Annotated in this window: 27 protein-coding genes; 10 read left to right on the top strand and 17 right to left on the bottom strand. The window is 65.3% G+C overall.

All coding sequences use genetic code 11. The features are described from left to right. Nucleotides 1-43: 43 nt before the first annotated feature. The 3 genes from IEG05_RS03560 to IEG05_RS03550 all read left to right on the top strand — a co-directional run bounded on the left by IEG05_RS03560 (nucleotide 44) and on the right by IEG05_RS03550 (nucleotide 2,018). Nucleotides 44-469, top strand: a complete 426-nt coding sequence (locus IEG05_RS03560) for a PA0061/PA0062 family lipoprotein (protein ID WP_019405990.1) — start codon at nucleotides 44-46, stop codon at nucleotides 467-469. Nucleotides 470-562: 93 nt separating this feature from the next. After that, nucleotides 563-979 (top strand): PA0061/PA0062 family lipoprotein, encoded by a 417-nt coding sequence (locus tag IEG05_RS03555; RefSeq protein ID WP_023446384.1) that lies wholly within the window; start codon nucleotides 563-565, stop codon nucleotides 977-979. 40 nt (nucleotides 980-1,019) lie between these two features. Then, nucleotides 1,020-2,018, top strand: a complete 999-nt coding sequence (locus IEG05_RS03550) for an LLM class flavin-dependent oxidoreductase (protein WP_046617381.1) — start codon at nucleotides 1,020-1,022, stop codon at nucleotides 2,016-2,018. A 359-nt stretch (nucleotides 2,019-2,377) separates the two neighbouring features. Here the strand turns inward: IEG05_RS03550 and IEG05_RS03545 are convergent, their stop codons facing one another. The 6 genes from IEG05_RS03545 to IEG05_RS03520 all read right to left on the bottom strand — a co-directional run bounded on the left by IEG05_RS03545 (nucleotide 2,378) and on the right by IEG05_RS03520 (nucleotide 8,414). Beyond that, nucleotides 2,378-2,593, bottom strand: coding sequence for a dodecin (locus IEG05_RS03545; RefSeq protein WP_014818555.1), 216 nt, complete (start codon nucleotides 2,591-2,593; stop codon nucleotides 2,378-2,380). A gap of 170 nt (nucleotides 2,594-2,763) precedes the next feature. Then, complete coding sequence (locus tag IEG05_RS03540; RefSeq protein WP_046617380.1) at nucleotides 2,764-2,979, bottom strand: KTSC domain-containing protein; 216 nt, start codon at nucleotides 2,977-2,979, stop codon at nucleotides 2,764-2,766. After that, a complete protein-coding gene (locus tag IEG05_RS03535) occupies nucleotides 2,976-4,781 on the bottom strand; it encodes an ABC transporter ATP-binding protein (protein ID WP_046617379.1) in 1,806 nt (601 codons plus the stop codon). Before IEG05_RS03535 ends, IEG05_RS03540 begins: the two co-directional genes overlap by 4 nt. Further along, the gene (locus IEG05_RS03530; protein WP_046617378.1) at nucleotides 4,778-5,932 is read right to left on the bottom strand and encodes a glycoside hydrolase family 1 protein; all 1,155 of its coding nucleotides are present in this window, start codon (nucleotides 5,930-5,932) and stop codon (nucleotides 4,778-4,780) included. Before IEG05_RS03530 ends, IEG05_RS03535 begins: the two co-directional genes overlap by 4 nt. A gap of 89 nt (nucleotides 5,933-6,021) precedes the next feature. Further along, on the bottom strand, nucleotides 6,022-7,242 hold the full coding sequence (gene glf, locus IEG05_RS03525; protein WP_046617377.1) for a UDP-galactopyranose mutase: 1,221 nt from the start codon (nucleotides 7,240-7,242) through the stop codon (nucleotides 6,022-6,024). After that, complete coding sequence (locus IEG05_RS03520; RefSeq protein WP_046617376.1) at nucleotides 7,230-8,414, bottom strand: glycosyltransferase family 1 protein; 1,185 nt, start codon at nucleotides 8,412-8,414, stop codon at nucleotides 7,230-7,232. The genes glf and IEG05_RS03520 overlap by 13 nt, the downstream gene beginning before the upstream one ends. A gap of 418 nt (nucleotides 8,415-8,832) precedes the next feature. On the opposite strand from IEG05_RS03520, the gene galE reads away from it, so the two are divergent. Then, the gene (gene galE, locus IEG05_RS03515) at nucleotides 8,833-9,894 is read left to right on the top strand and encodes a UDP-glucose 4-epimerase GalE (RefSeq protein WP_046617374.1); all 1,062 of its coding nucleotides are present in this window, start codon (nucleotides 8,833-8,835) and stop codon (nucleotides 9,892-9,894) included. Nucleotides 9,895-9,952: 58 nt separating this feature from the next. Here galE and IEG05_RS03510 read toward each other — a convergent pair whose 3' ends face one another. Both IEG05_RS03510 and IEG05_RS03505 read right to left on the bottom strand, forming a co-directional pair. Continuing rightward, entirely contained in the window at nucleotides 9,953-10,453 is a 501-nt protein-coding gene (locus tag IEG05_RS03510) for a DUF3060 domain-containing protein (protein WP_046617373.1), read from the bottom strand. Between the two features lie 303 nt (nucleotides 10,454-10,756). Then, the gene (locus IEG05_RS03505) at nucleotides 10,757-11,659 is read right to left on the bottom strand and encodes a LysR family transcriptional regulator (RefSeq protein ID WP_046617372.1); all 903 of its coding nucleotides are present in this window, start codon (nucleotides 11,657-11,659) and stop codon (nucleotides 10,757-10,759) included. Nucleotides 11,660-11,841: 182 nt separating this feature from the next. On the opposite strand from IEG05_RS03505, the gene trpB reads away from it, so the two are divergent. The 3 genes from trpB to IEG05_RS03490 all read left to right on the top strand — a co-directional run bounded on the left by trpB (nucleotide 11,842) and on the right by IEG05_RS03490 (nucleotide 14,384). Further along, nucleotides 11,842-13,053: a tryptophan synthase subunit beta gene (trpB, locus tag IEG05_RS03500; RefSeq protein ID WP_046617371.1), complete on the top strand. Its 1,212-nt coding sequence runs from the start codon at nucleotides 11,842-11,844 to the stop codon at nucleotides 13,051-13,053. Further along, nucleotides 13,050-13,871, top strand: a complete 822-nt coding sequence (trpA, locus tag IEG05_RS03495; RefSeq protein WP_046617370.1) for a tryptophan synthase subunit alpha — start codon at nucleotides 13,050-13,052, stop codon at nucleotides 13,869-13,871. The genes trpB and trpA overlap by 4 nt, the downstream gene beginning before the upstream one ends. A 183-nt stretch (nucleotides 13,872-14,054) precedes the next feature. Next, nucleotides 14,055-14,384 (top strand): DHCW motif cupin fold protein, encoded by a 330-nt coding sequence (locus tag IEG05_RS03490; RefSeq protein WP_042925870.1) that lies wholly within the window; start codon nucleotides 14,055-14,057, stop codon nucleotides 14,382-14,384. Between the two features lie 110 nt (nucleotides 14,385-14,494). Here the strand turns inward: IEG05_RS03490 and IEG05_RS03485 are convergent, their stop codons facing one another. From IEG05_RS03485 to IEG05_RS03470, 4 genes are all read right to left on the bottom strand, one after another. Further along, complete coding sequence (locus IEG05_RS03485; protein ID WP_046617369.1) at nucleotides 14,495-14,683, bottom strand: DUF1289 domain-containing protein; 189 nt, start codon at nucleotides 14,681-14,683, stop codon at nucleotides 14,495-14,497. A 2-nt stretch (nucleotides 14,684-14,685) separates the two neighbouring features. Beyond that, nucleotides 14,686-15,057, bottom strand: coding sequence for a hypothetical protein (locus IEG05_RS03480; RefSeq protein ID WP_191121665.1), 372 nt, complete (start codon nucleotides 15,055-15,057; stop codon nucleotides 14,686-14,688). Between the two features lie 206 nt (nucleotides 15,058-15,263). Further along, nucleotides 15,264-16,505, bottom strand: a complete 1,242-nt coding sequence (locus IEG05_RS03475; RefSeq protein WP_052742188.1) for a type II toxin-antitoxin system HipA family toxin — start codon at nucleotides 16,503-16,505, stop codon at nucleotides 15,264-15,266. Beyond that, nucleotides 16,502-16,738 (bottom strand): helix-turn-helix domain-containing protein, encoded by a 237-nt coding sequence (locus IEG05_RS03470; protein ID WP_224742675.1) that lies wholly within the window; start codon nucleotides 16,736-16,738, stop codon nucleotides 16,502-16,504. Before IEG05_RS03470 ends, IEG05_RS03475 begins: the two co-directional genes overlap by 4 nt. A 258-nt stretch (nucleotides 16,739-16,996) precedes the next feature. On the opposite strand from IEG05_RS03470, the gene yghU reads away from it, so the two are divergent. The 3 genes from yghU to IEG05_RS03455 all read left to right on the top strand — a co-directional run bounded on the left by yghU (nucleotide 16,997) and on the right by IEG05_RS03455 (nucleotide 19,551). Then, nucleotides 16,997-17,839, top strand: coding sequence for a glutathione-dependent disulfide-bond oxidoreductase (gene yghU, locus IEG05_RS03465; RefSeq protein ID WP_023446402.1), 843 nt, complete (start codon nucleotides 16,997-16,999; stop codon nucleotides 17,837-17,839). A 297-nt stretch (nucleotides 17,840-18,136) separates the two neighbouring features. Continuing rightward, nucleotides 18,137-18,946: a hypothetical protein gene (locus tag IEG05_RS03460; RefSeq protein WP_191121664.1), complete on the top strand. Its 810-nt coding sequence runs from the start codon at nucleotides 18,137-18,139 to the stop codon at nucleotides 18,944-18,946. Between the two features lie 212 nt (nucleotides 18,947-19,158). Further along, nucleotides 19,159-19,551, top strand: a complete 393-nt coding sequence (locus IEG05_RS03455; protein ID WP_046617500.1) for a hypothetical protein — start codon at nucleotides 19,159-19,161, stop codon at nucleotides 19,549-19,551. A 97-nt stretch (nucleotides 19,552-19,648) separates the two neighbouring features. Here IEG05_RS03455 and IEG05_RS03450 read toward each other — a convergent pair whose 3' ends face one another. The 5 genes from IEG05_RS03450 to IEG05_RS03430 all read right to left on the bottom strand — a co-directional run bounded on the left by IEG05_RS03450 (nucleotide 19,649) and on the right by IEG05_RS03430 (nucleotide 23,884). Further along, nucleotides 19,649-20,152 (bottom strand): DUF4126 family protein, encoded by a 504-nt coding sequence (locus IEG05_RS03450; RefSeq protein WP_046617366.1) that lies wholly within the window; start codon nucleotides 20,150-20,152, stop codon nucleotides 19,649-19,651. Between the two features lie 97 nt (nucleotides 20,153-20,249). After that, nucleotides 20,250-20,462, bottom strand: coding sequence for a hypothetical protein (locus IEG05_RS23220; RefSeq protein ID WP_224742674.1), 213 nt, complete (start codon nucleotides 20,460-20,462; stop codon nucleotides 20,250-20,252). Nucleotides 20,463-20,783: 321 nt separating this feature from the next. Then, the gene (locus IEG05_RS03440) at nucleotides 20,784-21,077 is read right to left on the bottom strand and encodes a GNAT family N-acetyltransferase (RefSeq protein ID WP_042925877.1); all 294 of its coding nucleotides are present in this window, start codon (nucleotides 21,075-21,077) and stop codon (nucleotides 20,784-20,786) included. Nucleotides 21,078-21,289: 212 nt separating this feature from the next. After that, complete coding sequence (locus tag IEG05_RS03435; protein ID WP_191121663.1) at nucleotides 21,290-21,916, bottom strand: Type 1 glutamine amidotransferase-like domain-containing protein; 627 nt, start codon at nucleotides 21,914-21,916, stop codon at nucleotides 21,290-21,292. Nucleotides 21,917-22,072: 156 nt separating this feature from the next. Then, on the bottom strand, nucleotides 22,073-23,884 hold the full coding sequence (locus tag IEG05_RS03430; protein ID WP_191121708.1) for an ABC transporter ATP-binding protein: 1,812 nt from the start codon (nucleotides 23,882-23,884) through the stop codon (nucleotides 22,073-22,075). Nucleotides 23,885-24,022: the final 138 nt, after the last annotated feature.

Here is a 24,022-nt window from a genome sequence, read left to right as displayed (position 1 = left end):
TCGAACCCTTGCCGGCCACTGATCACCGGCTGGAGCCTTGTACATGCGCGGTTTCCTTCTCGTCACCCTGCTCGCCAGCCTGGCCGGCTGCTCCATGTGGATGCCCAAGCCCGATCCTGAGCAGGCCTGGGTCGAGCTCAACCCGAACGGCGAGACCCAGCTGCAGGCGGTCGCCGTGGACGGCAAGACGCTGGAGGACGATCGCTATTTCCAGGTACCGCCCGGCAGCCGCAAGCTGGAGATGCGCTACCGCTTCGAGGTCAATGGCGCCAACGTCGGCCCCGGCAGCAACCCGCTGCCTCGCGACTGCAAGCTGACCCTGGAATACGACAAGTTCACCGCCGGCGCGCGCTATCGCCTGGTGGCCGGCGGCTATGGCTTCCGTCCCTGGGCCAAGCTCTACGACCAGCACCAGTACGTGCTGGCCCGCGCCGAGGAAAAGGGCTGCGGCGACCTCGCCGGCCGCTGAGTCCGCGTTGAAATACGCCGTCATCTGGCGCACCCTCGGCAGCATCGGTGAGGTGCAGCGCGTCTCACCCCGCCATTCGCCGAGGATCCAGCCATGCGTCGCGCACTCCCCCTCGCCCTGCCCGCCCTTCTCGCCCTGGCCGGCTGCGCCGGGCCATTGCCGCAACCCGACCCGAACATGGCCTGGGTCGACATGACCGCGCAGCCCAGCGATATCTTCATGTCCGACCAGCTGGACGGCAAACGCACCCCCGACGGCCGCTATTTCCAGGTCCCGCCGGGCGCCCATGAACTCGAAGCGCGCTACGAATTCGAAGTGACAGGGGGCGACTTCGGCCTGTTCGGCGAAACCCACACCATTCGCTGCACCCTGGTGATCCGCTACGACGACTTCCAGCCCGGCCAGCGCTACCTGTTCCAGGCCCGCTCGCTGGGTTTCACCCCGCAAGGCTGGTTGCGCGACGAACAGCGCAACGTGCTGGTCGAGGCAGAGGCCGAGCACTGCCACTGAGCGCGCTCGCACCCGACCGCCTTACGTCATGAGGTAAACGATGTCCCGCATTGCAAACACCCGCTTCTCCGCTCTCGACCTGGCGCCGATCCGCGACGACGGCACGCCGGCCCAGGCGCTGCACAATGCCCTGGCCCTGGCGCGCCACGTCGAGGGGCTTGGCTTTCAGCGCTTCTGGGTGGCCGAGCACCACAACATGGACGGCATCGCCAGCGCCGCCACCGCGGTGCTGCTCGGCTACCTGGCCGCCAACACCAAGCGCATCCGCCTCGGCGCCGGTGGGGTCATGCTGCCGAATCACGCGCCGCTGGTGATCGCCGAGCAGTTCGGCACGCTGGAAGCGCTCTACCCGGGCCGCATTGACCTCGGGCTCGGTCGCGCGCCCGGCGCCGATCAGTTCACCGCCCATGCGCTGCGCCGCGACCGCATGGGCAGCGCCGACGACTTCCCGCAGGACGTCGAGGAGCTGGAGCTGCTGCTCGGTCCGCGACAGCCCAATCAGCGCGTCATCGCCATGCCCGGCGTCGACAGCAACATACCGATCTGGCTGCTCGGCTCCAGCCTGTTCAGCGCCCAGCTGGCCGCGGCCAAGGGCCTGCCCTACGCCTTCGCCTCGCACTTTGCGCCGCGCTACATGCACCAGGCGATCAAGCTCTACCGAGACAACTTCAAGCCTTCGGCGGTGCTCGACAAGCCCTACGTGATGCTCGGCGTACCGCTGATCGCCGCCGACAGCGACGAGCACGCCGAGTACCTGGTGACCAGCGTCTATCAGCGCATTCTCTCGCTGATCCGCGGCCAGAGCCTGGTGCTGCGCCCGCCGGTGCAGAGCATGCAGGGCCTGTGGCTGCCGCATGAGCAGCAGGCCGTGGGCGATTTCCTCGGCCTGGCGCTGATCGGCGGCCCGGAAAAGGTTCGCGCGCGTCTCGACGTACTGCTCGAGCAAACCCAGGCCGACGAGCTGATCTTCACCTGCGACCTCTACGAAACCGCCGACCGCCATCGCGCCTTCGAGATCGTCGCCGAGCTGCGCCAGTAGAAAACCGGCCGCTGCCCTGACCGGCGGCGGCCTACCTCGGCCCTGTCGGCGAACCCTGCCGCCGGCCACCGTTCCAATGGCACACACACCTGGGCGCAACACCGCGCCCCGCCATCGGAACACGCATGAATTTTCTCGAATGGATGGCCGTGCTCGGCGTCCTGCTGCTGATCCTCGCCCTCGCCTCGGCCTTCCTGCGCTGGCTGCCAGCTGCCGGACGAAGCGCATACCATCATCGGCCTGGTGTTATCGGTGGTAGCGCTGAGCATCGTGCTGCACGGACTCAGCACCCAGCCGCTACTGCGTCGCTACGAACGCAGCCGCGCTGCCGCCGACTGAACGGCGGCCGCGCGTGGCGATCAGCTGTTCTCGAGGCGGAAGCCGACCTTCATGGTCACCTGGAAATGCCCGACCTTGCCGTTCTCGACGTGGCCGCGAATCTCGCCAACCTCGAACCACTCGACGTTCTGCAGCTTGCTGCTGGCTTCGGCGATGCCGTTTTGAATCGCTTCGTCGACGCTGTTGCGCGAGGAGCCGACGATTTCAATCTTCTTGTACGTGTGATGATCCGACATTGAACAATCCCCTTCTGGTCTGAAGAGCCTCCGCTCGGTAATGACGCGTCCTGTTGATTGAGGCCCGCAGAGCGCCCCGGAAGTTCAGCGGAACGGTCGATCCGCCGATGGCGGGCGGCGAATCACCCTGGTGGATAACGCGCAGCTTATCCACGCGGTTCCCGGCACGATCACTCCACGCGCCGATAGCGGTAATGCTGCGGCTTGAACACCTGATTGAAATGCCGGCCCAGCGAGTCGGCTTCGAGCAAGGCCTGCACCGCATCGGGCGGGACCTCTTCATAGCGGTACAGCGCGCCGCTGCTGAATTCCACTTCCAGCACTTGCTGCTCGGAGTCGTAGCCAAGCGAGCGCAGGCTGCGCGAGGTCACCGCTGCGCGTTTCATGCGCTGGGATCGGCTTGCTGGGCGAAGCCGTCGGCCTGCATGCGCCACAGCGCATCGAACTCACCGCCGTGGCGGCGCAGCTCCTGCGGCGGGCCGTCTTCGACGATGCGGCCGTCACGCAGCACGATGATGCGGTCGAAGCTCGCAAGCGTGGACAAGCGGTGCGCGACGGCTACCACGGTGCGGTTATGGACCAGGTTGTTCAGGGCTGCCTGGATCTCCGCCTCGGATTGGGTATCGAGCGCCGAGGTGGCCTCGTCGAGGATCAGGATCGGCGCGTCCTTGAGGAATGCCCGGGCGATGCCCAGGCGCTGGCGCTGGCCGCCGGAGAGCATCACGCCGCGCTCGCCGACCAGGGTGTCGTAGCCCTGCGGCAGTTCACGGATGAAACCGTCGCAGAAGGCGCTGCGCGCCGCCTCGACCACCTCTTCATCGCTGGCGTCCGGGCGCCCGTAGCGGATGTTCTCGCGGATACTGCGGTTGAACAGCGCGGTCTCCTGCGGGACCACGGCGATCTTTTCGCGCAGGCTGTCCTGGCTGACGCTGCGAATATCCTGGCCGTCGACCAGGATGCGGCCACTCTGCACGTCGTCGAGGCGCTGCAGCAGGTTGATCAGGGTCGACTTGCCGGCCCCGGACGAGCCCACCACGCCGACCTTCTGCCCTGCCGGAATGTGCAGGTCGAGATCCTCGAACACCACGCCGCGGCCCGGATAGGCGAAGCGGATGCGCTCGAAGGTGATGTCGCCTTCGGCTAGCATCAGCTGGGTATCGGTGTCCTCCAGACCGTGGGGCTGGACGATGATGCGCAGGGTGTCGTCGATGGCGCCGAGCTGCTGGGTGGCGTCCACCAGCGCCAGGGCCAGGTCACGTGAGCCGTGCAGGATACGAAAGGTCAACGCGCTGACCAGCACCACGTCACCGGCGGTGACCGAACCGCCGATCCACAGCTGGATCGCCCAGATCAGCATGCCGCCGGCCATCACCGACAGGCAGATGTCGTGCATCACACGGGCCTTTTCCAGGTACATCCAGCTGCGTCGCTGGGCACGGGCCTCGTAGCCGATCTCATGGGCCAGGCGTTCGGCCTCGCGGTCGCGGGCGGAAAAGGCCTTGATCGTCCAGACGTTGGAGACCGCGTCCACCAGCTCGCCGCCGACCCGCGCCGATTGCGCGGCGAAACGCTGATGCTTGGCGCGGCCGCGGATACCGAAGCCGGTGATCAGCGCGGCGACAATGGCGACGAAGACGATCAGCGCCACCGCCATCTGCCAGCCGACGGTGAACAGCACCACCACGGCGCCGAGAAAGTCGACGATCGGCGGCACGATCTTCCAGGCCAGCCCGCCGTAGATGGCGCCAGCCGCCTGGCCAACGGCAGAGATGCGATTGCCCAGCGAGCCGGCGAAATGCTCGGTGAAATAACGCATCGGGTGGCCGGTCAGGTGCCTGAACAGGTCGACGCGGATATCCACCACGCTGGCCACCACGGTGCGGCAGCCCAGCCAGCCACCCAGGCGCCACAGCACGTTCTCGCTGACGATCAGGCCGATGAACAGCCCCAACGGCCACCAGACGTTGGCCGACGCGCGATCCGCAGTGCCCTGGGCCATGGCGTCGACCAGCAGCTTCATGCCGTACTGCACCGCCACCGCGCAGCTGGCCGCGCCGATGATCAGCGCCAGCAGGCCACCGAAATGCCAGGGCCGGGCGCAGATGTAATGCCAGAGAAAGGCGACCGGGCGGCTGGGTAGCGGCAGCTCGTCCGGCTTGGCCTGAGGCACGGCGGCCGCCTGGTTCATGGCGTGGCTTCGGCTAGCTGTAGAGTCGGGCTGGAGTGGCTGAAACGCATCTGCTGCAGCCGCAGTTCATCAGCCAGCCCTTCATGCACGCAGCGCTTGCCGTTTTCGTCGGGAAAGCCGAGCAGCCCGACCGGGCAGTGCCGCTCATCGGTCCAGCCCGGGTAATCCAGCACCGGATACAGGCAGATGCCTTCCACCGGCACCCCGGCCTGCATGGCCAACCCGGCCTGCTCGCTGACATAGCGCAGCCAGTCCCCGCGCACGTCGCCTTCGGCGCCGGTTTCGGCTATCAGCAACGGCCTCCCATAACGCTGATGGATTTCCCGCAGGATGCCCTTGAATGGTCGGTAATCCGGGTTGTCGCGCTCGATGGTACGGCCATCACCGTGGTACCACTGGTTGTTCGAGTAGTAGTTGATGCCCAGCACGTCGAGGTACTCCGGCGCGCCGCCAAGCCCCGGCCATTGCTCGCCGCATAGCATGTCCCAGGCCTCGAATTGCGACTGGCGGAAACGCTCGGCGTCTCGCTGTGGGCCGGGCCGGTCGTTGCCCGCGACCACATGGATGGCCGGATCGACCTGGACGAAGCGCGCCCGTGGCTCGACCGCGCGGATCGCCTGCATCGCGGCGATGGTGGCGCGCACCAGTTGGTGCTTGAGTTCGAAACCACGGCCGCGGGCCATCGGATTGAAATAGGCCTCGTCGCCACCGGCCCAGGCCCAGAAGGAAATCTCGTTGAGCGGTGCATAGAACGGCACCTCGCCGGTCTCGTCCTTGATCAGCTGCGCGGCCGCGGCGGCATAGCGCGCGAAGCGCTCGACGAACTGCGGTCGCCAGATGTCGATGTCGTCCGGCCAGCCGTAATGGCACAAATCCCAGATCACCTGGGTGCCCTGGCGCTGCGCCGCCTGCAGCATCGGCAGGAAGCTCGACCAGTCGTACTGCCCCGGCGTGCGCTCGATCAGGTGCCAGCGCAGGCCATCGCGCACGCTGTGCAGGCCATGCCGGTGCAGCTCGGCGTAGTCGTGCGCGGCCCAGCGGTCATGGCCGGTCGCGGCGATCAGATCGAGACGGCGCCCGTCGCTGCGCCGGTGGTTGGAACACTCGAAACCGCCAAGGAAAAAGCTCTTGAACAGACTGGGGTGATGCATCGCTGACCTCATGGATGACTCGATGGCCGTCAGGGCGGCCGAGGCCTCGCCGTCGTCCGGCGAGCCTCAGGCATAACGACCGCTGCGCTTCAGCCGAGTTGCTCGGGCACCGCTTGCGGCTGCGTTGCCAGCTCGGCTTCCTCGATGCGCTTGTACAGCGCCAGCGCCTGCCCCACCACCTGATCCATGTTGTAGTACTTGTAGGTGCCGAGCCGGCCGACGAAGGTCACGCCAGGCGTCTCGTCCGCCAGCTGCTGGTAGCGCTTGTACAACTCGGCGTTCTCTGGCCGTGGGATCGGGTAGTAGGGATCGCCCTCGGCCGCAGGATATTCGTAGGTGATGCTGGTCTTCGGGTGGATCTGTCCGGTGAGGTGCTTGTACTCGCTGATGCGCGTGTAGGGCACGTCTTCGCTCGGGTAGTTGACCGTGCCCACCGCCTGGAACTGCTCCTGCTCGAGCTGCTTGTGCTCGAACTTCAGCGAGCGGTACGGCAGCTTGCCGAAGCGGTAATCGAAGTACTCGTCGATCGGCCCGCAGAAGATCAAATGATCATGCTGCACCTCGTCGCGGATCTCGCGGTAATCGGTGTTGAGCATGACCTTGATGTTGGGGTGCGCCAGCATCTTCTCGAACATCTTCGTGTAGCCATGCCTGGGCATCTGCTGGAAGCTGTCGGTGAAATAGCGGTCGTCGGTGTTGGTGCGCGTGGGGATGCGCGATGTCACCGACTTGTCCAGCTGCGACGGGTCCAGCCCCCACTGTTTGCGGGTGTAGCCGCGGAAGAACTTCTGGTACAGCTCGCGGCCGATGCCGTTGATCACCACATCCTCGCTGGTCTGGATGTTCTCCACCGGCTCGGCGCGGCTGGCGAGAAAGTCGGCCGCCTCCTCTTCGGTGGTCATGTTCAGACCGTAGAGCCTGTTCAGCGTGGTCATGTTGATCGGGATCGGCACCTGCTGGCCATCCACTTGCGCCAGCACGCGGTGTTCGTAGGGGCGCCACTCGGTGAACTGCGAGAGGTAGTCGACGATGCGCTGGGCGTTGGTGTGGAAGATGTGCGGGCCGTAGCGGTGAATCAGCACGCCGGATTCGTCGTGGTAATCGTAGGCGTTGCCGGCGATATGCGGGCGCCGGTCGACCACCAGCACGCGCTTGTTCAAGCCCCTGGCCAGCCGCTCGGCGAGCACGCTGCCGGCGAAACCGGCGCCGACGATCAGGTAATCGAAGCCGCGCCTGCGCGCCTGCGGCTCTTCGCCGGCACCGCCGCCGAGACGTTCCGGGTTGCTGTCCTGCGGGCTCATATCGCGCATTGCATCTTCTCCTTCATCAGGCTCCAGGTGTGATCCCAGGACATGTCGCCGAGGATCTCGTCGGCCTTGGCCAACAGCGCATCGCGGTCCTCGGCGTCGGCCAGGGCGGCTTCGGTGGCGGCGACGAACGCCTCGGCGCTGTCGGCGATGCGCACGATGCCGGTGTCACCGTAGGTACGCACCACATCGGTGATCGGCGTGGACACCACCGGGCAGCCACCGGCGAGGTATTCGGGGGTCTTGGTCGGGCTGATGAAGCGGGTCGATTCGTTCAGTGCGAACGGCATGATCGCCACGTCCCAGCCCGACAGGTATTGCGGCAGCTCGTCGTAGGTCTTGCCGCCGAGGTAGTGGATGTTGTCGCGCTGCGGCAGCTCGGCCGGGTCGATCTTGACCACCGGGCCGATCAGCACGATCTGCCACTCCGGCTTCATCCGCGCGACCTGCTCGATCAGTTCGAGGTCCAGGCGCTCGTCGATCACGCCGTAGAAGCCCAGACGCGGACGGGGAATTTCCGCCTGGTCATCCGGGTCATGCTGCGGCCGGCGCGCGGCGGCGAAGTGCGCGACATCCACGCTGCTGGGGAACGGGTGGGCGTTGTCGTGGCGCTGGCGCTTGGCCTCGTAGAGGCTGTAGCCGCCGGTGAAGACCAGGTTGGCGCGGCACATCAGCTCCACCTCGCGCTCGATCAGCTGCGGCGGCGCCCCGCGAAAAGCCGAGAGCTCGTCCATGCAGTCGTAGACGATCAGGTTCGGCGCCAGGTGATCGGAGAAGGCTAGGCTCATCGGCGTGTAGTACCAGAGCATCAGCTCGCCCACGCCGAGCTTTTCCAGGTAGTCGTCGAGCAGCTGGCGTTGCACGCGGATCGCCTCGTCCCCCTCGCAACCGGCGGGCAGCCGCGGGATCAGCACCTGCACGCCATTCTCCTCGGGGCGTACTTCCAGCCAGGGCTGGGCGTCCTCGGTGGGAATGGGTTCTTCGTGGAAGAGCACGTTGTAGTCGCGGGCGAAGCGCGACATCAGGTGCTGCGGGCGCTGGTAGACGAAGCTCCAGCGCAGATGCGAGAGGCACAGCAGCGTCGGGATCTGGTCGTCGAAGACCACTTCGGCCGGCGCCTGCTGCGCGTTGCGGGATTTACCGATGTCGTACTGGAACGGGCCGGCCCAACTCATGTAGCACCTCATTTCGGTAGCCGTGCCCGGGCGTTCCTGCCCACTCACCATGCCACGTCGATGCCAGCGCTGCCCTGCGTAAGGCGTGTCATCGCGCCACGACTACGAGCCGTCAGATGCCCTGCAACCCGCGTCGCCCGCCGGTAGTGGACGGCAATCGGCGGTTCGGGTTCCCGCCAATCATCCGATAGCGCAGCCCGTCGGCCGTCCGGCGGCTGGATGGAACTCGCCAGAACCTTGCCCCGTCCGTATCAACAGGACGCCTTAACACCGGCACCGGAACCACGCGCGCAGCTCGTCGTCGCCGTCCCGTTCCGTTTCGCCGATTCCAGATTACGGAGACTCATGCAGCGCCATTCACTGGCCAGCCGCAGTGTCCCGAGCGTGTCGAAAAGACAGCGAATGCGGAGGTAGACAGATGATTCTGGTAACAGGAGGGGCCGGCTACATCGGCTCACACGCGGTGCTCGAACTGCTGCAGGCCGGGCATGAAGTGCTGGTGCTGGACAATCTGTGCAACAGCTCGCAGGCCGCTCTGGACCGAGTCGAGCAGCTCGCCGGGCGACCGCTGCAGTTCGTCAGGGGCGATGTGCGCAATCGCTCGCTGCTCAAGGCGCTGTTCGCTGCCTACCCGATCAGCGCGGTGATGCACTTCGCTGGGCTCAAGGCTGTTGGCGAAAGCGTGCGCGAGCCGCTGCGCTACTACGAAACCAACGTCGGCGGCAGCATCGCGCTGTGCCAGGCGATGGCCGAAGCCGGCGTGTTCAAGCTGGTGTTCAGCTCATCGGCGACGGTCTACGGTGAATCGCCGGTGATGCCGATCACCGAGGACCGCCCCACCGGCGTGCCGACCAACCCCTACGGCCAGTCCAAGCTGATGGCCGAGAACGTGCTCAAGGGCCTGGCCGACTCCGATCCGCGCTGGTCGATCGGCCTGCTGCGCTACTTCAACCCCATCGGCGCCCACGAGTCAGGGCTGATCGGCGAAGACCCCAACGGCGTACCGAACAACCTGCTGCCCTACATGCTGCAGGTCGCGGTCGGTCGTCGAAAGCAACTGAACGTCTATGGCAACGACTACCCGACCCCGGACGGCACCGGCGTGCGTGACTACATTCACGTGGTCGATCTGGCCAAGGGGCACCTGAAAGCGCTGGAGCGACTGCAGCTGATTCATGGTGTTTCCACGTGGAACCTCGGCACCGGCAAGGGCCACTCGGTACACGAGATGATCACCGCCTTCGAGGAAGTCACCGGGCGCCCCCTGCCCCACGTGATCAAGCCACGCCGCAGCGGCGACATCGCCCAGTGCTGGTCGGACCCGACCAAGGCCGAACAGGAACTCGGCTGGCGCGCCGAAAAGGACCTGACCACCATGCTCGCCGACGCCTGGCGCTGGCAGAGCCGCAACCCGCGCGGCTACGCCGAGGAAAAAGTCGCCGCCGCAGAGGTCGCTTCGCAGACCGCCCTGGCCAGCTGAGCCCCGGTCGTGCGGCGAATCGTGCCGCACGACCAATCGCCCGGACGGCGAAGTCCGCCTATCGCCGGTCGATCTGATGACCAGCGCCGGACAAGGACATCGCCGGCTCATCACCGCTCCACTGCAAGCGGTTGTCGATGCCAGCCACAGTGACCTGCGCCGGGCCGTCGAACGCCAGCTCCAGCCCATGCTCGGCGCCCGACACTTCGACGATCGCCGTCTGGCCACGCCCGAGGATGGTGGTGCGGATATGGTTCTTGTTGGTGTCCACGGTCAGGCGGTCGACGGACTTCGCCGTTACGCTGTTTCCGATGCCGGACACTTCCAACGCGGACGCCTTTTCCAGGCTGATCTCATGGTCTGTCCCGTAGACCTGCACCACACCACAGTCCCCAGTGAGGCTGATCTTGTTGGCGTTACCGGAGATGTTTACGTCCTTGCCAAGGCAGGGCACATCCCGTGACAGCTCGATACCATCCAGTTCGATCGGTTGAGCATGGGCAGCCGCCGCCAACAGCAGGCCGGCCGCGAGCATCGCAGCAGAAGCGCAAGCATTCATTCGCTAAGTCCTTTCGAGGCAGAAGAAGGCATCGGAAAAAACCGCTGCGATCGTTGATCGCTCCGCTGCCGTGCGGCGTAGGACTCGATGGCGACGACCGAGTTCAAGCGGCCGCGGGCGCGCGGTCAGGGCGAGTTGCGTCATGCAGCACGCGCGAGTAACCACCCGCTGTTCGCGCCCGTAGCGATCTGCGCTTTCCAATCGCCGCATTCATGCCACAGAACGAACCGCATCCAAAGGAGCTCCGCTCTGTGGGAGCGATCTCGATCATGAATAGCCACGCCGATGCTTCCGCCTGGCTCTTTATCCGGGCTTCTGCGCACTGCGCAACTCGTCCCGCAGCCACGCCGCCAGGCGCTCGGCACGCCGATCCAGCCGCCGTGCCGGCACCCAGAGCGCCAGCCGGGCGCTGGTTTCGACGAAACCCCAGGGCGCGAGCAGCCGCCCCGATTTCAGATCGTCGGCGACCAGCTGCTGCGGCGCGATAGCCACACCCAGCCCCGCCAGTGCCGCCTCCAGAAGGAAGTACAGGTGCTCGAAGCTCTGCCCGAGGCGCAGCTGCGTGGGGTCCAGCTGCTGCCGGCGAGCCCAGCTCGGCCAGGCCTGCGGGCGCGAGGCGGTATGCAGCAGCGCTTCGTCGAGCAACGCCGCGGGCGGTGCGCTGCGCAGTTCGGCACAGCGCGGATGGTAGGGGCTGAGTACCGGGCCGATGCGCTCGACGGCCAGCTCGAACACCTGCATGTCCGCTGGCCACGGCGGCTCGGCGTACCACAGCGTGGCATCCAGCCCCGGTTTGCGTGGATCCAGCTCGCCCTCGCTGGCAGACAGCTGCAGACGCAACTCGGGCAGGTCGCGATTGAGCCGGTCCAGCCGCGGGATGAACCAGCGCGCCAGCAGGCTGCCGGGACAACCGAGAACGAACGGCGCCTCGGCCGTCTGCCGCTGCAGCTCGGCACAGGTGCTGCGCAGGCGCTCGAAGGCCTCGCTGGCGGCATCGCGCAAGCGCACCCCGGCATCGGTGAGTTTTACGCCACGACCTTCCTTGATGAAAAGGCCTATGCCCAGCTGCTCCTCAAGCTGCTTGACCTGCCGGCTGACGGCCCCGTGGGTGACATGCAGCTCGCTCGCCGCTTCGCTGACACTACCCAGGCGGGCGGCCGACTCGAAGGCGCGCAACGCGTTGAGCGGGGGAAGATCCTGAGCCATAAGCGTGAGTTTTCCTGACAGGTCGTGGCGATCTTATCGCTTTTAACCCGGCGCCCATAGCCGTACCCTGAGGCGATCGTATCATCCGTCGCCTGTGGCAGCGGTCTTGACCGCGAATGCGCCGAAACGCGTTCAGGACAAGTACCCAAGCACAGGCCCGGCAACCGTTACAGGAGCCTCACATGACGTCATACCGCAGCGGTCCCGACGACCGCGGCCTGTTCGGCCGCTTCGGCGGCCAGTTCGTCGCCGAAACCCTGATGCCGCTGATCAACCAGCTGGCCGCCGAATACGAGAAGGCCAAGAGCGATCCGGCCTTCCTCGAGGAGCTGGCCTATTTCCAGCGTGACTACATCGGCCGCGCCAGCCCGCTGTACTTCGCCGAGCGCCTGACCGAGCAGTTCGGCGGCGCGAAGATCTACCTCAAGCGCGAAGACCTGAACCACACCGGCGCGCACAAGATCAACAACTGCATCGGCCAGATCCTGCTGGCCAAGCGGATGGGCAAGCAGCGCATCATCGCCGAGACCGGCGCCGGCATGCACGGCGTGGCCACCGCCACCGTGGCCGCGCGCTTCGGCATGCAGTGCGTGGTCTACATGGGCACCACCGACATTGAGCGCCAGCAGGCCAACGTCTTCCGCATGAAGCTCCTGGGCGCCGAGGTGATCCCGGTCACCGCCGGCACCGGCACGCTGAAGGACGCGATGAACGAAGCCCTGCGCGACTGGGTGACCAACGTTCACAACACCTTCTACCTGATCGGCACCGCCGCCGGCCCGCACCCCTACCCGGCCATGGTGCGCGACTTCCAGTCGGTGATCGGCAACGAAGTACGCGAGCAGATCATGCAGAAGGAAGGCCGGCTGCCCGACTCGCTGGTCGCCTGCATCGGCGGCGGCTCCAACGCCATCGGCCTGTTCCACCCGTTCCTCGATGACGAGTCCGTGCAGATCGTCGGCGTCGAGGCGGCCGGTCACGGCATCGACACCGGCAAGCACGCCGCGAGCATGGCCGGCGGTGCGCCGGGCGTGCTGCACGGCAACCGCACCTTCCTGCTGCAGGACGCCGACGGCCAGATCACCGACGCGCATTCCATCTCCGCCGGCCTCGACTACCCAGGCGTAGGTCCCGAGCACGCCTGGTTGCACGAGATCAAGCGCGTCGAATACGTGCCTTGCACCGACGACGAAGCGTTGAAAGCTTTCCACCAGTGCTGCCGCCTGGAAGGCATCATCCCCGCGCTGGAATCGGCCCACGCCCTGGCCGAAGCCTTCAAGCGCGCGGCGAAGCTGCCCAGGGATCACCTGATGGTGGTCAACCTCTCCGGCCGCGGCGACAAGGACATGCAAACCGTCATGCACCACTACGACGAACAGGAAGAACATATATGAGCTCGGTGAACTCCCGTCTGCAGTCGCGCTTCGCACAGCTGAAGCAGGAAAACCGCGCCGCGCTGGTGACCTTCGTGACCGCCGGTGACCCGGACTACGCCACCTCGCTCGCCATCCTCAAGGGCCTGCCGGATGCCGGTGCCGACGTCATCGAGCTGGGCATGCCGTTCACCGACCCGATGGCCGACGGCCCGGCGATCCAGCTGGCCAACATCCGCGCCCTGGCGGCGAAGCAGAATCTACCGAAGACGCTGCAGATGGTCCGCGAATTCCGCGAAACCAACAGCATCACCCCGCTGGTACTGATGGGCTACTACAACCCGATCTTCGCCTATGGCGTCGAGCGCTTCGTCAGCGATGCGAAAGAAGCCGGTGTCGACGGCCTGATCGTCGTCGACCTGCCGCCGGAGCATAACGACGAACTCTGCGACCCGGCCCAGAGCGCCGGCATCGACTTCATCCGCCTGACCACCCCGACCACCGACGACCAGCGCCTGCCGGTCGTGCTCAACGGCAGCTCGGGCTTCGTCTACTACGTCTCGGTGGCCGGCGTGACCGGTGCAGGTTCCGCCACTCTGGAACACGTCGAGGAAGCGGTAGCGCGCCTCAAGCGCCACACTGACCTGCCGGTGTGCGTCGGCTTCGGCATCCGCACGCCGGAACAAGCCGCCGCCATCGCACGGCTTACCGAGGGCGTGGTGGTGGGCTCGGCGCTGATCGACCAGATCGCCGGGGCCAAGAGCCCGGAAGACGCGGTGGAAGGTGTGCTCGGCCTGTGCCGCCAGCTCAGCGCCGGAGTACGCGGCGCCCGCGGTTGAGGCTTTAGTGCGGTAACCGAAAAGCCGCTGTACCCGTGAGAGGGCAGCGGCTTTTTCGTTCGTGTACGGGCGTTCGTTGCCTCAGGAACGGCCTATCCGGTGGGCTTCAAGCCACCACGGCGCCGTATCTATCACCACTGCTTTTCTGCAAGACCACTCACTCATTGCCTACAGGCGTCAGACATGGACATCAACGACCTCCCCTTCGGTACTACCGACTGGGCGACTATTGAACCCACCCTGCATCCAGGCGAAACCGGCAGCGCTTACTGGCGCACCCGCCAGTTTGGCCCCATCCGCGTGCGCTTGGTCGAGTACACCCCGGGTTATCTGGCCGACCACTGGTGCAGCAAGGGCCATATCCTGCTGTGCCTGGAAGGCGAACTGCACACCGAGCTTCCTGATGGGCGCCGCTTCATCCTTACGCCGGGCATGAGCTACCAGGTCGCCGACGGCGCCGAGCCGCATCGTTCATCTACCCAAGTGGGGGCAAAGCTGTTCGTGGTGGATTGATTGCGTCACCTCTGCACCTGAGGCGCACGACGCGGGATCAGCGCCTGCGATGCAGATGCGCGGTGGACGATCAGACCGCCATCGACAGCAGAGGCGCCCCATCGCTCGGCTCAGCCTTTCTTTTTCTTCTTTTTCAGCGCCTTCAACCGCTGCGCCGCGCGCTCCACGACGGCCTTCTTGTCCGGGCGCTTCATGCGTTTCCATTTGCGGATCTCGTCCTTGGTGCGGCCGCAGCTGGTACAGACTTCGTCCGTGAGCTTGCAGACGGAAATGCACGGATTCTCGACGTCCTTGCCCACGGTCAGTGCCGTGTCGTGGCGTTGCGGGCTAGGCGACGTTGCCAGTCACCGCCATCGTCGCGCCGGCAGGCTTCCTCGCTGTCGGAGCGCACCGGTGCGCGCAGAGCGCTCATGTCGATGCCTGCCTCGGCCAGCGCCGCCTGGGTCAGTGCCTGCATGCGCGCGCCCTGCCCTTGGCCAATCGCCAGCGCCCGCTGTGCCTCGGTGACGAATACCCAGGTGACCTGCAGGCTCTCGGGGAAGCGCGCGTAATCGACCTCATGGGCGAGCCAGCTGAAGCCGACGACCTCCGCCTTGCCCGCCTCGCAGGCCTGGCTCAGGCAACTGGCAAGTTGCCGTTCCATACGGGTCTGATCGCGTTTGCTGAGGGGCATCGTGCCGTCCTGTATCCGGGTTAGGCCCCGAGTGGATGGGACAGTAGGAAGGAGTCTAGCGCGACCGCTGCATGCCGGATCGTCGGCACCGCTTGTTGTCAGTACCACTGATCGATTACTGACTATGGTTGCCACGCTCGCGGCAATCTCACACAGCGAGGCGCTAGCGTGGGCTGTAGGCAGTCATGAAGGAAGGACCCTGGGCGCTACAGCTTGCGGTAGCGGCGGCACTGCTGAACGACGTATTTGCGCACATGCTGCACCTTCGCCCAAGCCACCTCATCCATGCCAACCGTCTGCAGTTCAGCTTGCAACTCGGCGCTATTGGCAGCTGGCTCGATCAGATCCAGCATTTGCCGCAGCTCCCGAAGTACGAACGGCGGCGCAAGGCCCATGTGGCGCGCCAGCTCTTCCCAATCGGCTCTGCGCAGCTGCTGCGGATGGAAGTTACCGCCCACCGCGAAACCAAGACTGGGGCTGTATGGCAGCACCATCGTACATACCAGGTCATAGGCCGGCGCCAATGACCAGCGCCCCTTGGCGTCTTGTAACAGCGAAATGTTCTTGGCATGGCCATCGCTGTTGCCGGCCAGCACGTTGAATATCTGCCAGCGCAGCAGCTGGCGCACCTGCAGCGCAGGCATGGCCGTCACCGCGCGCAACAGGTCTGCGCAGGCAGCCAGCGTCGGGCCGCCCTCTTCCTGGTACTTGAGCCGCCGCGGATAGCCAAGCGCCTGGCACATGTCCTCCTGGTGCACACGCTCGATCTGGTTATCCACTCGCTCACGATCGTAACGAGTCACAGCAAGATAGTGAGCCTTCCCTGCCTGACCTGCGTGCGAGTCGGGAACCACAAGCCCAGCGATCCGAGCCAGGCGGTTCATATAGAGCTCGTTGAAAACCAACGCCGGCTTTAGCGAGAACTTGATCAGATGCGAAGAAGCGGCGGTGCCGCGCGGGAGGTAGAGCTGGCCGCCTTCGAGGATTACGGGAATCTTGTCCTGGGCGCCGGCAAGCGAAAGCCGTGTCGCCTTGCCCGGCTGGAACAAGGCGTAGCGCTCCTTACCCTGCGCCCACCGCGCCAGCTGATTGGGGTCGACCGGTTCCTGGCCAGATTCGATCAACGCATCGGCCCGCTCCGGGTCAACAATGCGCAACGCACCGGCACAATCACCACCGATGGCGGCCAACAGCGAAAAGTCGTCATCGGCGATCCCAAGCCGGTTCACCAGCAACTGCCGCGAAGCTTCTTCGGGAAGCAGATTGGCAAACCAGTTGTGTGCCGTGCCGAGCCTTGGCGCAAACATACCGGTTGCAAGCGGCAAGCTATTGGAGATTGCAAACCGCGCTGCTTCGCTATAACGAAAACCCATGCTGCGGCCGTCGTCACCCAGCCAAAGCTCACCGATACGGCAATCACCCCGGTAGACGCCGAGCAGTCCGCTCACAGGTCGCTCCCGTCACGTCTAGCCGCCAACAGCTCGATGCCAAGCGTATGACACACGTTCAGCACCCGCCCGAACGAACAGCTCTCGCGGCCATTTTCCAACTCGCTCAGAAAGCGCACGCTCACGCCACATAGGCCGGCAGCGTCCACCAGACGCAGCCCCTGACCCTTGCGGGTGCGCTGGATCATCTTGCCCAGCTCGGCCATCGAAACAAATGCGGTAGGCTCAGCCATTTTCCCGTTCCGTACAATTTGTCCTTCGGAAACAGCTCACTTCCGCTTTTTTCCCAATAGGGAAAATACTCTCCACTGCTGGCCGGTGCACTGGATTTTTTACCGATCGGGAAAAAAATTTCTAGTTCGTCTCAAAAACCCCCTCGCCGAACAAACCATCGCCCATTGATGACCAATATCGACCCGCTTGATTTCGACAGCGCTGGCCGAGGGCGTAGCATGCCCTGAACATCCCCAGAGCCACCGAGGAGATTGTTCATGCCTGATACCCCTTACGTCCCGCCGAAGGTCTGGACCCACGACGCGCCCTCGGGCGGCAAGTTCGCCAGCATCAATGCCCCCACCGCCGGTGCGCGGGAGGAGAAGGTGCTGCCGGTGGGCAAGCATCCGTTGCAGCTCTACTCGCTGGCCACGCCCAATGGCGTGAAGGTCTCGATCATGCTTGAGGAGCTGCTCGCCGCCGGCCACAGCGGCGCCGAGTACGATGCCTGGCTGATCAACATCGGTGAGGGCGATCAGTTCGGCAGCGGCTTCGTCGAGATCAATCCGAACTCGAAGATCCCCGCGCTGGCCGATCACAGCGTCGCAGGCAAACCGCTACGGGTGTTCGAGTCCGGTTCGATCCTGGTCTACCTGGCGGAGAAGTTCGGCGCCTTCCTGCCCACGGAAATCCGTGCGCGTACCGAGACGCTGAACTGGCTGTTCTGGCAGATGGGTTCGGCGCCCTTCCTCGGCGGCGGCTTCGGCCACTTCTACGCCTACGCGCCCGAGAAGTACGAGTACCCGATCAACCGCTACGCCATGGAGGTAAAGCGCCAGCTCGACGTGCTCGACCGCCAGCTGGCGGAGAACCGCTACGTGGCCGGTGACGACTACAGCATCGCCGACATGGCGATCTGGCCCTGGTACGGCGTGCTGGCGCGGGGCGAGCTGTACGACGCTGGCGAATTCCTTTCCGTGCAGGACTACAAGCACGTCCAGCGCTGGGCCGCGGAGGTCGCCGAGCGCCCGGCCGTGATCCGCGGGCGCAAGGTCAATCGCACCTGGGGCGATGAATCCGAACAGGCCCCCGAGCGCCACAGCGCTGCCGACCTCGACTGAAGCGCAACCGGATCGGGCGGTGGAAGGCGCGAAGCCTTTCCACCGCCCGCCATCTTGCGCAGGCAGGCTGCCCAGCCCACCTCCCTAATCGCCGCGCAGTCCTCCGCGCAGCGACTGCACGGCCCTCCTCCGACCGCTGATCCTCCACGCTGAACTATGCCGGTGCGCTCCTACCCAATATTCATGAGCGCCGTTAAATCCGCGACAGACGCGGCCAGCATCAGCACACGGCCGCCGCCATCGCGACAGGTGCAGAGCGCTCACAACCCGGTTGTTCAACACAACGTGAGGTGGATCATGAGACATACACTGGTAGCAGCGTTCGCAACGCTGACCGACGCCAACCGCACCCGCGGCGATCTGATGTCGCGGGGCATAGCGCGCGAACAGATTCACGCCATTGGTGCCGAGAGCGCCGATATCCATGCCTACGATGCGCCCTACACCACCACTCCCGACGTCCCGGTGGATCGTACGCATCACGAATCCAAGGTCACGCACTTCTTCAAATCGCTGTTCGGCCATGAACCGCACGAAACGCACCGCCACTACGCCACCGCCTATCCAGATGCCGTACGCCGCGGTGCGCTGGTGATCGCTGTGGATGTCGACGATGAAGATCAGCTGGCCAAGGCGCGCGATGCCCTGGAATACAACGGTGCCATCGACATCAACGAGCGCGGCGGCAGCGGCGCAGTCGAAGGCTATCCAGGCCCGAGCAGTCCCTATGCTGGCGCGACCAGCGGCGACAGCCACCTCGACAAGCACTTCAGCGCAACCGGCACGGCAACCGCTGGCAGCGACCGCCCTCTGAGTGGCGCGCACACCGGCGACGGTGCCCACATCGGCAATACAACCGCGCCCGGCGCCGATCCGACCGATTACAACGACCGCAGCTCGGCCGACACCGGTCGCTATGACATCGGCGGCGCGGCCAAGCGCGCCGGCACCGACTACCCGGAAACCACCGCCACCACGGCACCCACCGGTGCTGGCGCGACCGGCCACGGCAGCAGCCCTGACACGCCGGAAGTGGCACCCGGCGTCGGCACCCGTGACGCCGGCCTCTGCCGCGACCGCATTTGCGTGATCCAGCGACCGAGCTGACCGCTGCTGCGCAGTACCACGGGCCGCATCACGCGGCCCGTTTTATGTCATGTCCCGACCGGGCAGCCGCACCCTGACGACGCGCAATCCATCACGGCTTAAGCCTGCTGCGACGATTGGCGCAGGGCCGGACTGCTGAGTGCTGGATGCACCTGGCGTATTCTGGCGCTTCAGGCGGCCCGAGCGCCGCCAAGCATGTAGAGGGCCACGCCATGCCTACGCTGGGAACCATCTCGTCCTGTCTGATGCTCTGCCTTGCCGCTTCGAGCGCCTGGGCCGCACAACCCGCCATGGAGCAGACGGAAGGCGACTCGAAGAGCGCCTTCGTCCTGCATGAAGGCGGCAACATGCACACCGACCAGGCGGCCCTGCGCGAGCGTCGCGCCAAGGCGTACGAAGTGGAGCTGCGCGAAGCCCATGACGAGCTGATGGCCGCCAAATACGCCATCACTCAAAAGTACCTGGCCAAGCTGCCCGCCCACGAGCGCGAAGCACTGCGGGCCGAAGTGGCCGCGCAACACGCCACCTTCGCCTACCGCTACCCCGAAGCCCACGCGCGCTTGCTGCAGAGCAATCCGCACAAGACCGAGATCAGCCAGGACTGACGGGTCCCGAGGGCAACCCGCGTAGGGTGGAAAACGGCAACGCCTTTTCCACGCGTCCACATCACCGCCCCGCGAAACGCGCGGAGTACATGGCTTCTTACCGCCCGCGCCGACCCTCGCCCAACGCCCGCCGCAGCCCGGCTCGGCCAATCACCAACGCCAGACATTCCTCCACCGCACCCAGGGCCGCATTGACCAGCGGCCTCGGCTGATAGGGCTTGCGCAGGCTCAGCCCGACCCTGGATGCGACCAGCGCCGCCGTCGCACCGAGCAACGCCGGCACCAGCACCGGCTCGCGACGGACACCCGCCAACGCGGCCGCGCTGACGCCGCCGGACAGCGCACGAAACATCATCGACGGCACGATGGTGCGATCCGGCGCAAAGGGCATCTTGTCGCCGATCATCTCGCTGGCCGCGAGCGTTGGCAGAAAGGTCTGCGCGGTGTCCGACGTCAGCAGTTGCGCGGCCTCCCCCGCCCCGGCGAGATCATCGCGCTCGCTCAACGCCCGGCTGACCAGCATCGGCGCCAGCATGCTGCGCATGCCCGTCACCGCCCCGATCGCCAGGGCGGCCCATAACAGATTGCTCGAAGTCGACATCGTCAGATCTCCCGGTGGTTATCAATACCGACCGGGCGCCCGCCGCACGCGTTCGGCGGCTCAGCGCAGACGGCGACGGATGACAGCCCCGCCGTCGTCACCACTGGGAGAACCCATAAACCAGCACGCCGAGGCCGAAGCCCATCTGCGCCAGCAGCAGCACGCGAATGGCGAAGGTGTAACTGATCACCCGGCTCTGCCCCCGGGCATCGGTGGCGAACAGCCGGTAACTCTCGGGAAACTCGGCTTCCATCTCCTTCAGCGCCGCGATGGTCAGCTCCAGCAGCTGCCGGCTGCCGGCTGCGCGCATCCACCAGCCAGAACACCTGCGCCAGCAGCATGGTGAAGGCGCCCAGCAGGATCAGCAGCCCCGGTGAGAAGCCCCGCTGCAGCGCCGCCAGCACACCGCCATCGGCGAATATCGCCAGCACCACGAAGAAGTTGAAGCCCCGCAGGCGCTGCTCGGCATTGAGTTTGAAGTGCGCCCAGACAAACTCTCGACCATCCATGCGCTTCTCCTCCGATGCACCAACCCAACACAGTGGCTGACGCCCTCACTCCGCATCCACGGGCGTCACCGTCGATAAGCCGAAGGCCAGCGTGATGCTGTTGCAGGGGTGACTGCGAACCCTCAGGCCGGATCGACCAGGTCCTGCCATTCCTTGTGGCGCTCGATGTAGCTGGCGATGAACTCGCACTGCGGCACCACACGCTTGTCGCGGCGCCGTGCATCCGCCAGCGCGGCCTTGGCCAGCACACTGCCCAGCCCCTGCCCGGACAGGCTGGGGTCGACCTCGGTATGGGTAAAGACCATCCGCTCGCCCTGCTCGTTGTACTCGGCAAAGCCGAGCGGCTGGCCGTCGACCAGCAACTCATAGCGCTGCTGCGCGGCATCGTGGCGGACGGTGGCTTGTCGATCGCTCATGGTGGGCTCCCTCTCAGTTAATGACTGCGCTAGAGGTACGAGTGAGCGCAGTGTATGAGGGTTCAGGTGGCGCGACGACGAACCGGAATGTGCCGTGCGCGTTGCTCAGGGCCTTGCAAGCTCGCGCCATGCCACTGCTCCAGAGGTAGCGGCGGCAAGGTCATTTGGTAACTGATAGAGGCTTGGCAGAGCAGCAAGCCTTGAAGCTGGCGTTAGCCTCGTTTGCCGCTCGTTTGGATTTCAGCGTGACCACCCGACATGACGATCGCCTGGTTATTGCTGAATGGGCGAAGCGCCAATGCCTGCCCATACTCCTTCAGCACCTGCTCGACGGCCTCGTCGAACGGCGCATTCCGGTAATGCGGCAGCGGGTAGAAATCGACCAGCCCCAGTGCGGTGTAGGACTCCAGCTCAGGCGCCGCAGTGACGTCGTCCAGCGCCCGAATATAGTCAATGCTCGGGGCGAGTATCGCGGAGCCGGCGGATTCGCCGATATAGCACTTCCCGGCCCTGACCTGTTCCGCGATCAACCTGTCCGCGCCTGTGCGCTTCAGCTCCTGCAGCAGAAAGAACGTGTTGCCGCCGGACACATAGATGTAATCGCCACGTTCGAGCTTGCTGACGATCTCGCCCTGAGTTGCAGTTGAAACCTCGAGCTCATCGATCACCAGACCGGCTTTGATAAGCGCGTGCTTGGCCGCAACAAGGTAGGAATTGACCTCCTCGGCAAGGCTTGCCGTAGGAATCAACGTAACCGTCTTGCCGCTGCACTCGCCTTTGGTGAACGTGACAAACAAGTCCACGACTTCAGCAAAGGAGGATGTCAGGAAAATATTCATGGTTACCTCTGCGCTCGATTGAATTTGGGCTTGCTTCTTGAGAAAACGGCCGGACAGCTGATACAGACCTGCTGCGCTGCGTGGGAGTGCCGCGAGTGCACCATGTTCCTACCGCCTGGACGAACTCACCCGCTACCGATCCCACGCCCGTTCGAATCAATCCATTCCGACAAACCCACCGGTCTGGTGCTGCCACAGCCGCGCATAGAGCCCGCCGCGGGCGATCAGCTCGGCGTGGGTGCCGGTCTCGATCACCTGCCCCTGGTCGATCACCACCAGCCGATCCATGCGCGCGATGGTCGACCGCCGGTGGGCGATGGCGATCACCGTCTTGCCTTCCATCAGGGTATCCAGACTCTCCTGAATCGCCGCCTCGACCTCCGAATCCAGCGCCGAGGTGGCTTCGTCGAGCACCAGGATCGGCGCGTCCTTGAGCAGCACCCGGGCGATGGCGATGCGCTGCCGTTGCCCGCCGGAGAGCTTCACGCCGCGCTCGCCCACCATCGCCTCGAAGCCCTTGCCGCCCTGGCTATCGTCCAGGGTCTTGATGAACGCATCCGCGCGGGCCTTGCGCGCCGCGGCCCAGAGTTCTTCCTCTGTGGCGTCGGGCTTGCCGTAACGCAGGTTGTCGCGGATCGAACGGTGCAGCAGGGAGGTGTCCTGGGTGACCACGCCGATATTGGCGCGCAGGCTTTCCTGGCTGACCTCGGCGACGTTCTGCCCGTCGATCAGGATGCGCCCGCTTTCCAGGTCATAGAGGCGCAGCAGCAGGTTGACCAGTGTCGACTTGCCCGCGCCGGACGGCCCGACCAAGCCGATCTTCTCGCCCGGGCGAATGTCGATGCTTAGCCCGCTGATCACCCCGCCGCTTTTGCCGTAATGGAAATGCACATCCTCGAAGCGCACGCCGCCCTGCTCCACCTGCAGCGGCCTGGCGTCCTCGGGGTCGAGCACATCGCGCGGCCGGACGATGCTCTTCATGCCGTCCTGCACAGTGCCGACGTTCTCGAAGATGCCGTTGACCACCCACATGATCCACTCGGCCATGTTGTTGATGCGGATCACCAGGCCCAGCGCCAGGGCGATGGCGCCTGTGGTGATCAGCGCCTCGCTCCACAGCCACAGCGCCAGCGCGCCGGTGCCGACGATCAACAGGCCGTTCATGCAGGTGATGAGGAAATCCAGGCTGGTGATCACCCGCGACTGCAGGCGGAACTTGCCAAGCAGCTCCTGCATCGCCTCGCGGGCGTAGCTCTCCTCCTCCCGCGAATGGGCGAACAGCTTCAGCGTGGCGACGTTGCTGTAGCCGTCCACCACCCGCCCCATCACCTTCGAACGCGCCGCGGACGCCGCCGCCGAGCGCGCGCGGATACGCGGCACGAAGTACCAGAGTGCGGCGCTGTAGCCGACGATCCACAGCAGCAAGGGCACGATCAGGCGCAGGTCAGCAGCGGCGAACAGATACAGCGCGCTGCCGGCATAGACCACCACATGCCAGAGCGCATCGATCACCTGCATGGCCGAATCGCGCAGCGACGGCCCGGTCTGCATCACGCGCTGAGCGATGCGCCCGGCGAAATCGTTCTGGAAGAAGTTCAGGCTTTGCTTGAGCACGTACCGATGGTTCTGCCAGCGGATCAGATTGGTCAGCCCCGGATTGATCGCCTGATGCGTCAGCAGGTTGTGCAGGCCGAACACCAGCGGCCGGATGACCAGCGCCACCGCCGCCATCCACAGCAACTCGTTGCGGTGCTCGGCAAAGAAGGTCCGCGCGTCATCGGTCGCCTGAGCCATATCGATCAACTGGCCGAGAAAGCTGAACAGCGCCACCTCGATCAGCGCCGCGAAAAAGCCCACCACCAGCACAGCCGTCATCAGCGGCCAGACCTGCTTCAGGTAATGGGCATAGAAACGCAGCATTCCGGCCGGCGGCGCAACGTCCGGGCTGGGCTTGAAGACATCGATCAGGTTTTCGAAACGTAAGCGTTCATTCCACGACGTACTGGACTTACTTTACGTCCCGAAGGGGCCTTAGCAATTCCGGTGAGACCTTGTACTGTTTCGTGCCGTTCTCGGCCAGGACGATCACGCTCTTGCGGTTGATCT

Origin of the sequence: Stutzerimonas kunmingensis (assembly GCF_014764705.1) — a bacterium.
GTDB lineage: Bacteria > Pseudomonadota > Gammaproteobacteria > Pseudomonadales > Pseudomonadaceae > Stutzerimonas.
The sequence above is the reverse complement of the archived record's forward strand: the minus strand, read 5'-3'. Positions and strand labels throughout refer to the sequence as shown.

What these genes read in the sequence shown, in the direction of transcription:
- IEG05_RS03560 (WP_019405990.1), top strand. Translation starts at nt 44, where the DNA reads ATGCGCGGTTTCCTTCTCGTCACCCTGCTCGCCAGCCTGGCCGGCTGC.
- IEG05_RS03555 (WP_023446384.1), top strand. Translation starts at nt 563, where the DNA reads ATGCGTCGCGCACTCCCCCTCGCCCTGCCCGCCCTTCTCGCCCTGGCC.
- IEG05_RS03550 (WP_046617381.1), top strand. Translation starts at nt 1,020, where the DNA reads ATGTCCCGCATTGCAAACACCCGCTTCTCCGCTCTCGACCTGGCGCCG.
- IEG05_RS03545 (WP_014818555.1), bottom strand. Translation starts at nt 2,593, where the DNA reads ATGTCGGATCATCACACGTACAAGAAGATTGAAATCGTCGGCTCCTCG.
- IEG05_RS03540 (WP_046617380.1), bottom strand. Translation starts at nt 2,979, where the DNA reads ATGAAACGCGCAGCGGTGACCTCGCGCAGCCTGCGCTCGCTTGGCTAC.
- IEG05_RS03535 (WP_046617379.1), bottom strand. Translation starts at nt 4,781, where the DNA reads ATGAACCAGGCGGCCGCCGTGCCTCAGGCCAAGCCGGACGAGCTGCCG.
- IEG05_RS03530 (WP_046617378.1), bottom strand. Translation starts at nt 5,932, where the DNA reads ATGCATCACCCCAGTCTGTTCAAGAGCTTTTTCCTTGGCGGTTTCGAG.
- glf (WP_046617377.1), bottom strand. Translation starts at nt 7,242, where the DNA reads ATGCGCGATATGAGCCCGCAGGACAGCAACCCGGAACGTCTCGGCGGC.
- IEG05_RS03520 (WP_046617376.1), bottom strand. Translation starts at nt 8,414, where the DNA reads ATGAGTTGGGCCGGCCCGTTCCAGTACGACATCGGTAAATCCCGCAAC.
- galE (WP_046617374.1), top strand. Translation starts at nt 8,833, where the DNA reads ATGATTCTGGTAACAGGAGGGGCCGGCTACATCGGCTCACACGCGGTG.
- IEG05_RS03510 (WP_046617373.1), bottom strand. Translation starts at nt 10,453, where the DNA reads ATGAATGCTTGCGCTTCTGCTGCGATGCTCGCGGCCGGCCTGCTGTTG.
- IEG05_RS03505 (WP_046617372.1), bottom strand. Translation starts at nt 11,659, where the DNA reads ATGGCTCAGGATCTTCCCCCGCTCAACGCGTTGCGCGCCTTCGAGTCG.
- trpB (WP_046617371.1), top strand. Translation starts at nt 11,842, where the DNA reads ATGACGTCATACCGCAGCGGTCCCGACGACCGCGGCCTGTTCGGCCGC.
- trpA (WP_046617370.1), top strand. Translation starts at nt 13,050, where the DNA reads ATGAGCTCGGTGAACTCCCGTCTGCAGTCGCGCTTCGCACAGCTGAAG.
- IEG05_RS03490 (WP_042925870.1), top strand. Translation starts at nt 14,055, where the DNA reads ATGGACATCAACGACCTCCCCTTCGGTACTACCGACTGGGCGACTATT.
- IEG05_RS03480 (WP_191121665.1), bottom strand. Translation starts at nt 15,057, where the DNA reads ATGCCCCTCAGCAAACGCGATCAGACCCGTATGGAACGGCAACTTGCC.
- IEG05_RS03470 (WP_224742675.1), bottom strand. Translation starts at nt 16,738, where the DNA reads ATGGCTGAGCCTACCGCATTTGTTTCGATGGCCGAGCTGGGCAAGATG.
- yghU (WP_023446402.1), top strand. Translation starts at nt 16,997, where the DNA reads ATGCCTGATACCCCTTACGTCCCGCCGAAGGTCTGGACCCACGACGCG.
- IEG05_RS03460 (WP_191121664.1), top strand. Translation starts at nt 18,137, where the DNA reads ATGAGACATACACTGGTAGCAGCGTTCGCAACGCTGACCGACGCCAAC.
- IEG05_RS03455 (WP_046617500.1), top strand. Translation starts at nt 19,159, where the DNA reads ATGCCTACGCTGGGAACCATCTCGTCCTGTCTGATGCTCTGCCTTGCC.
- IEG05_RS03450 (WP_046617366.1), bottom strand. Translation starts at nt 20,152, where the DNA reads ATGTCGACTTCGAGCAATCTGTTATGGGCCGCCCTGGCGATCGGGGCG.
- IEG05_RS23220 (WP_224742674.1), bottom strand. Translation starts at nt 20,462, where the DNA reads ATGCGCGCAGCCGGCAGCCGGCAGCTGCTGGAGCTGACCATCGCGGCG.
- IEG05_RS03440 (WP_042925877.1), bottom strand. Translation starts at nt 21,077, where the DNA reads ATGAGCGATCGACAAGCCACCGTCCGCCACGATGCCGCGCAGCAGCGC.
- IEG05_RS03435 (WP_191121663.1), bottom strand. Translation starts at nt 21,916, where the DNA reads ATGAATATTTTCCTGACATCCTCCTTTGCTGAAGTCGTGGACTTGTTT.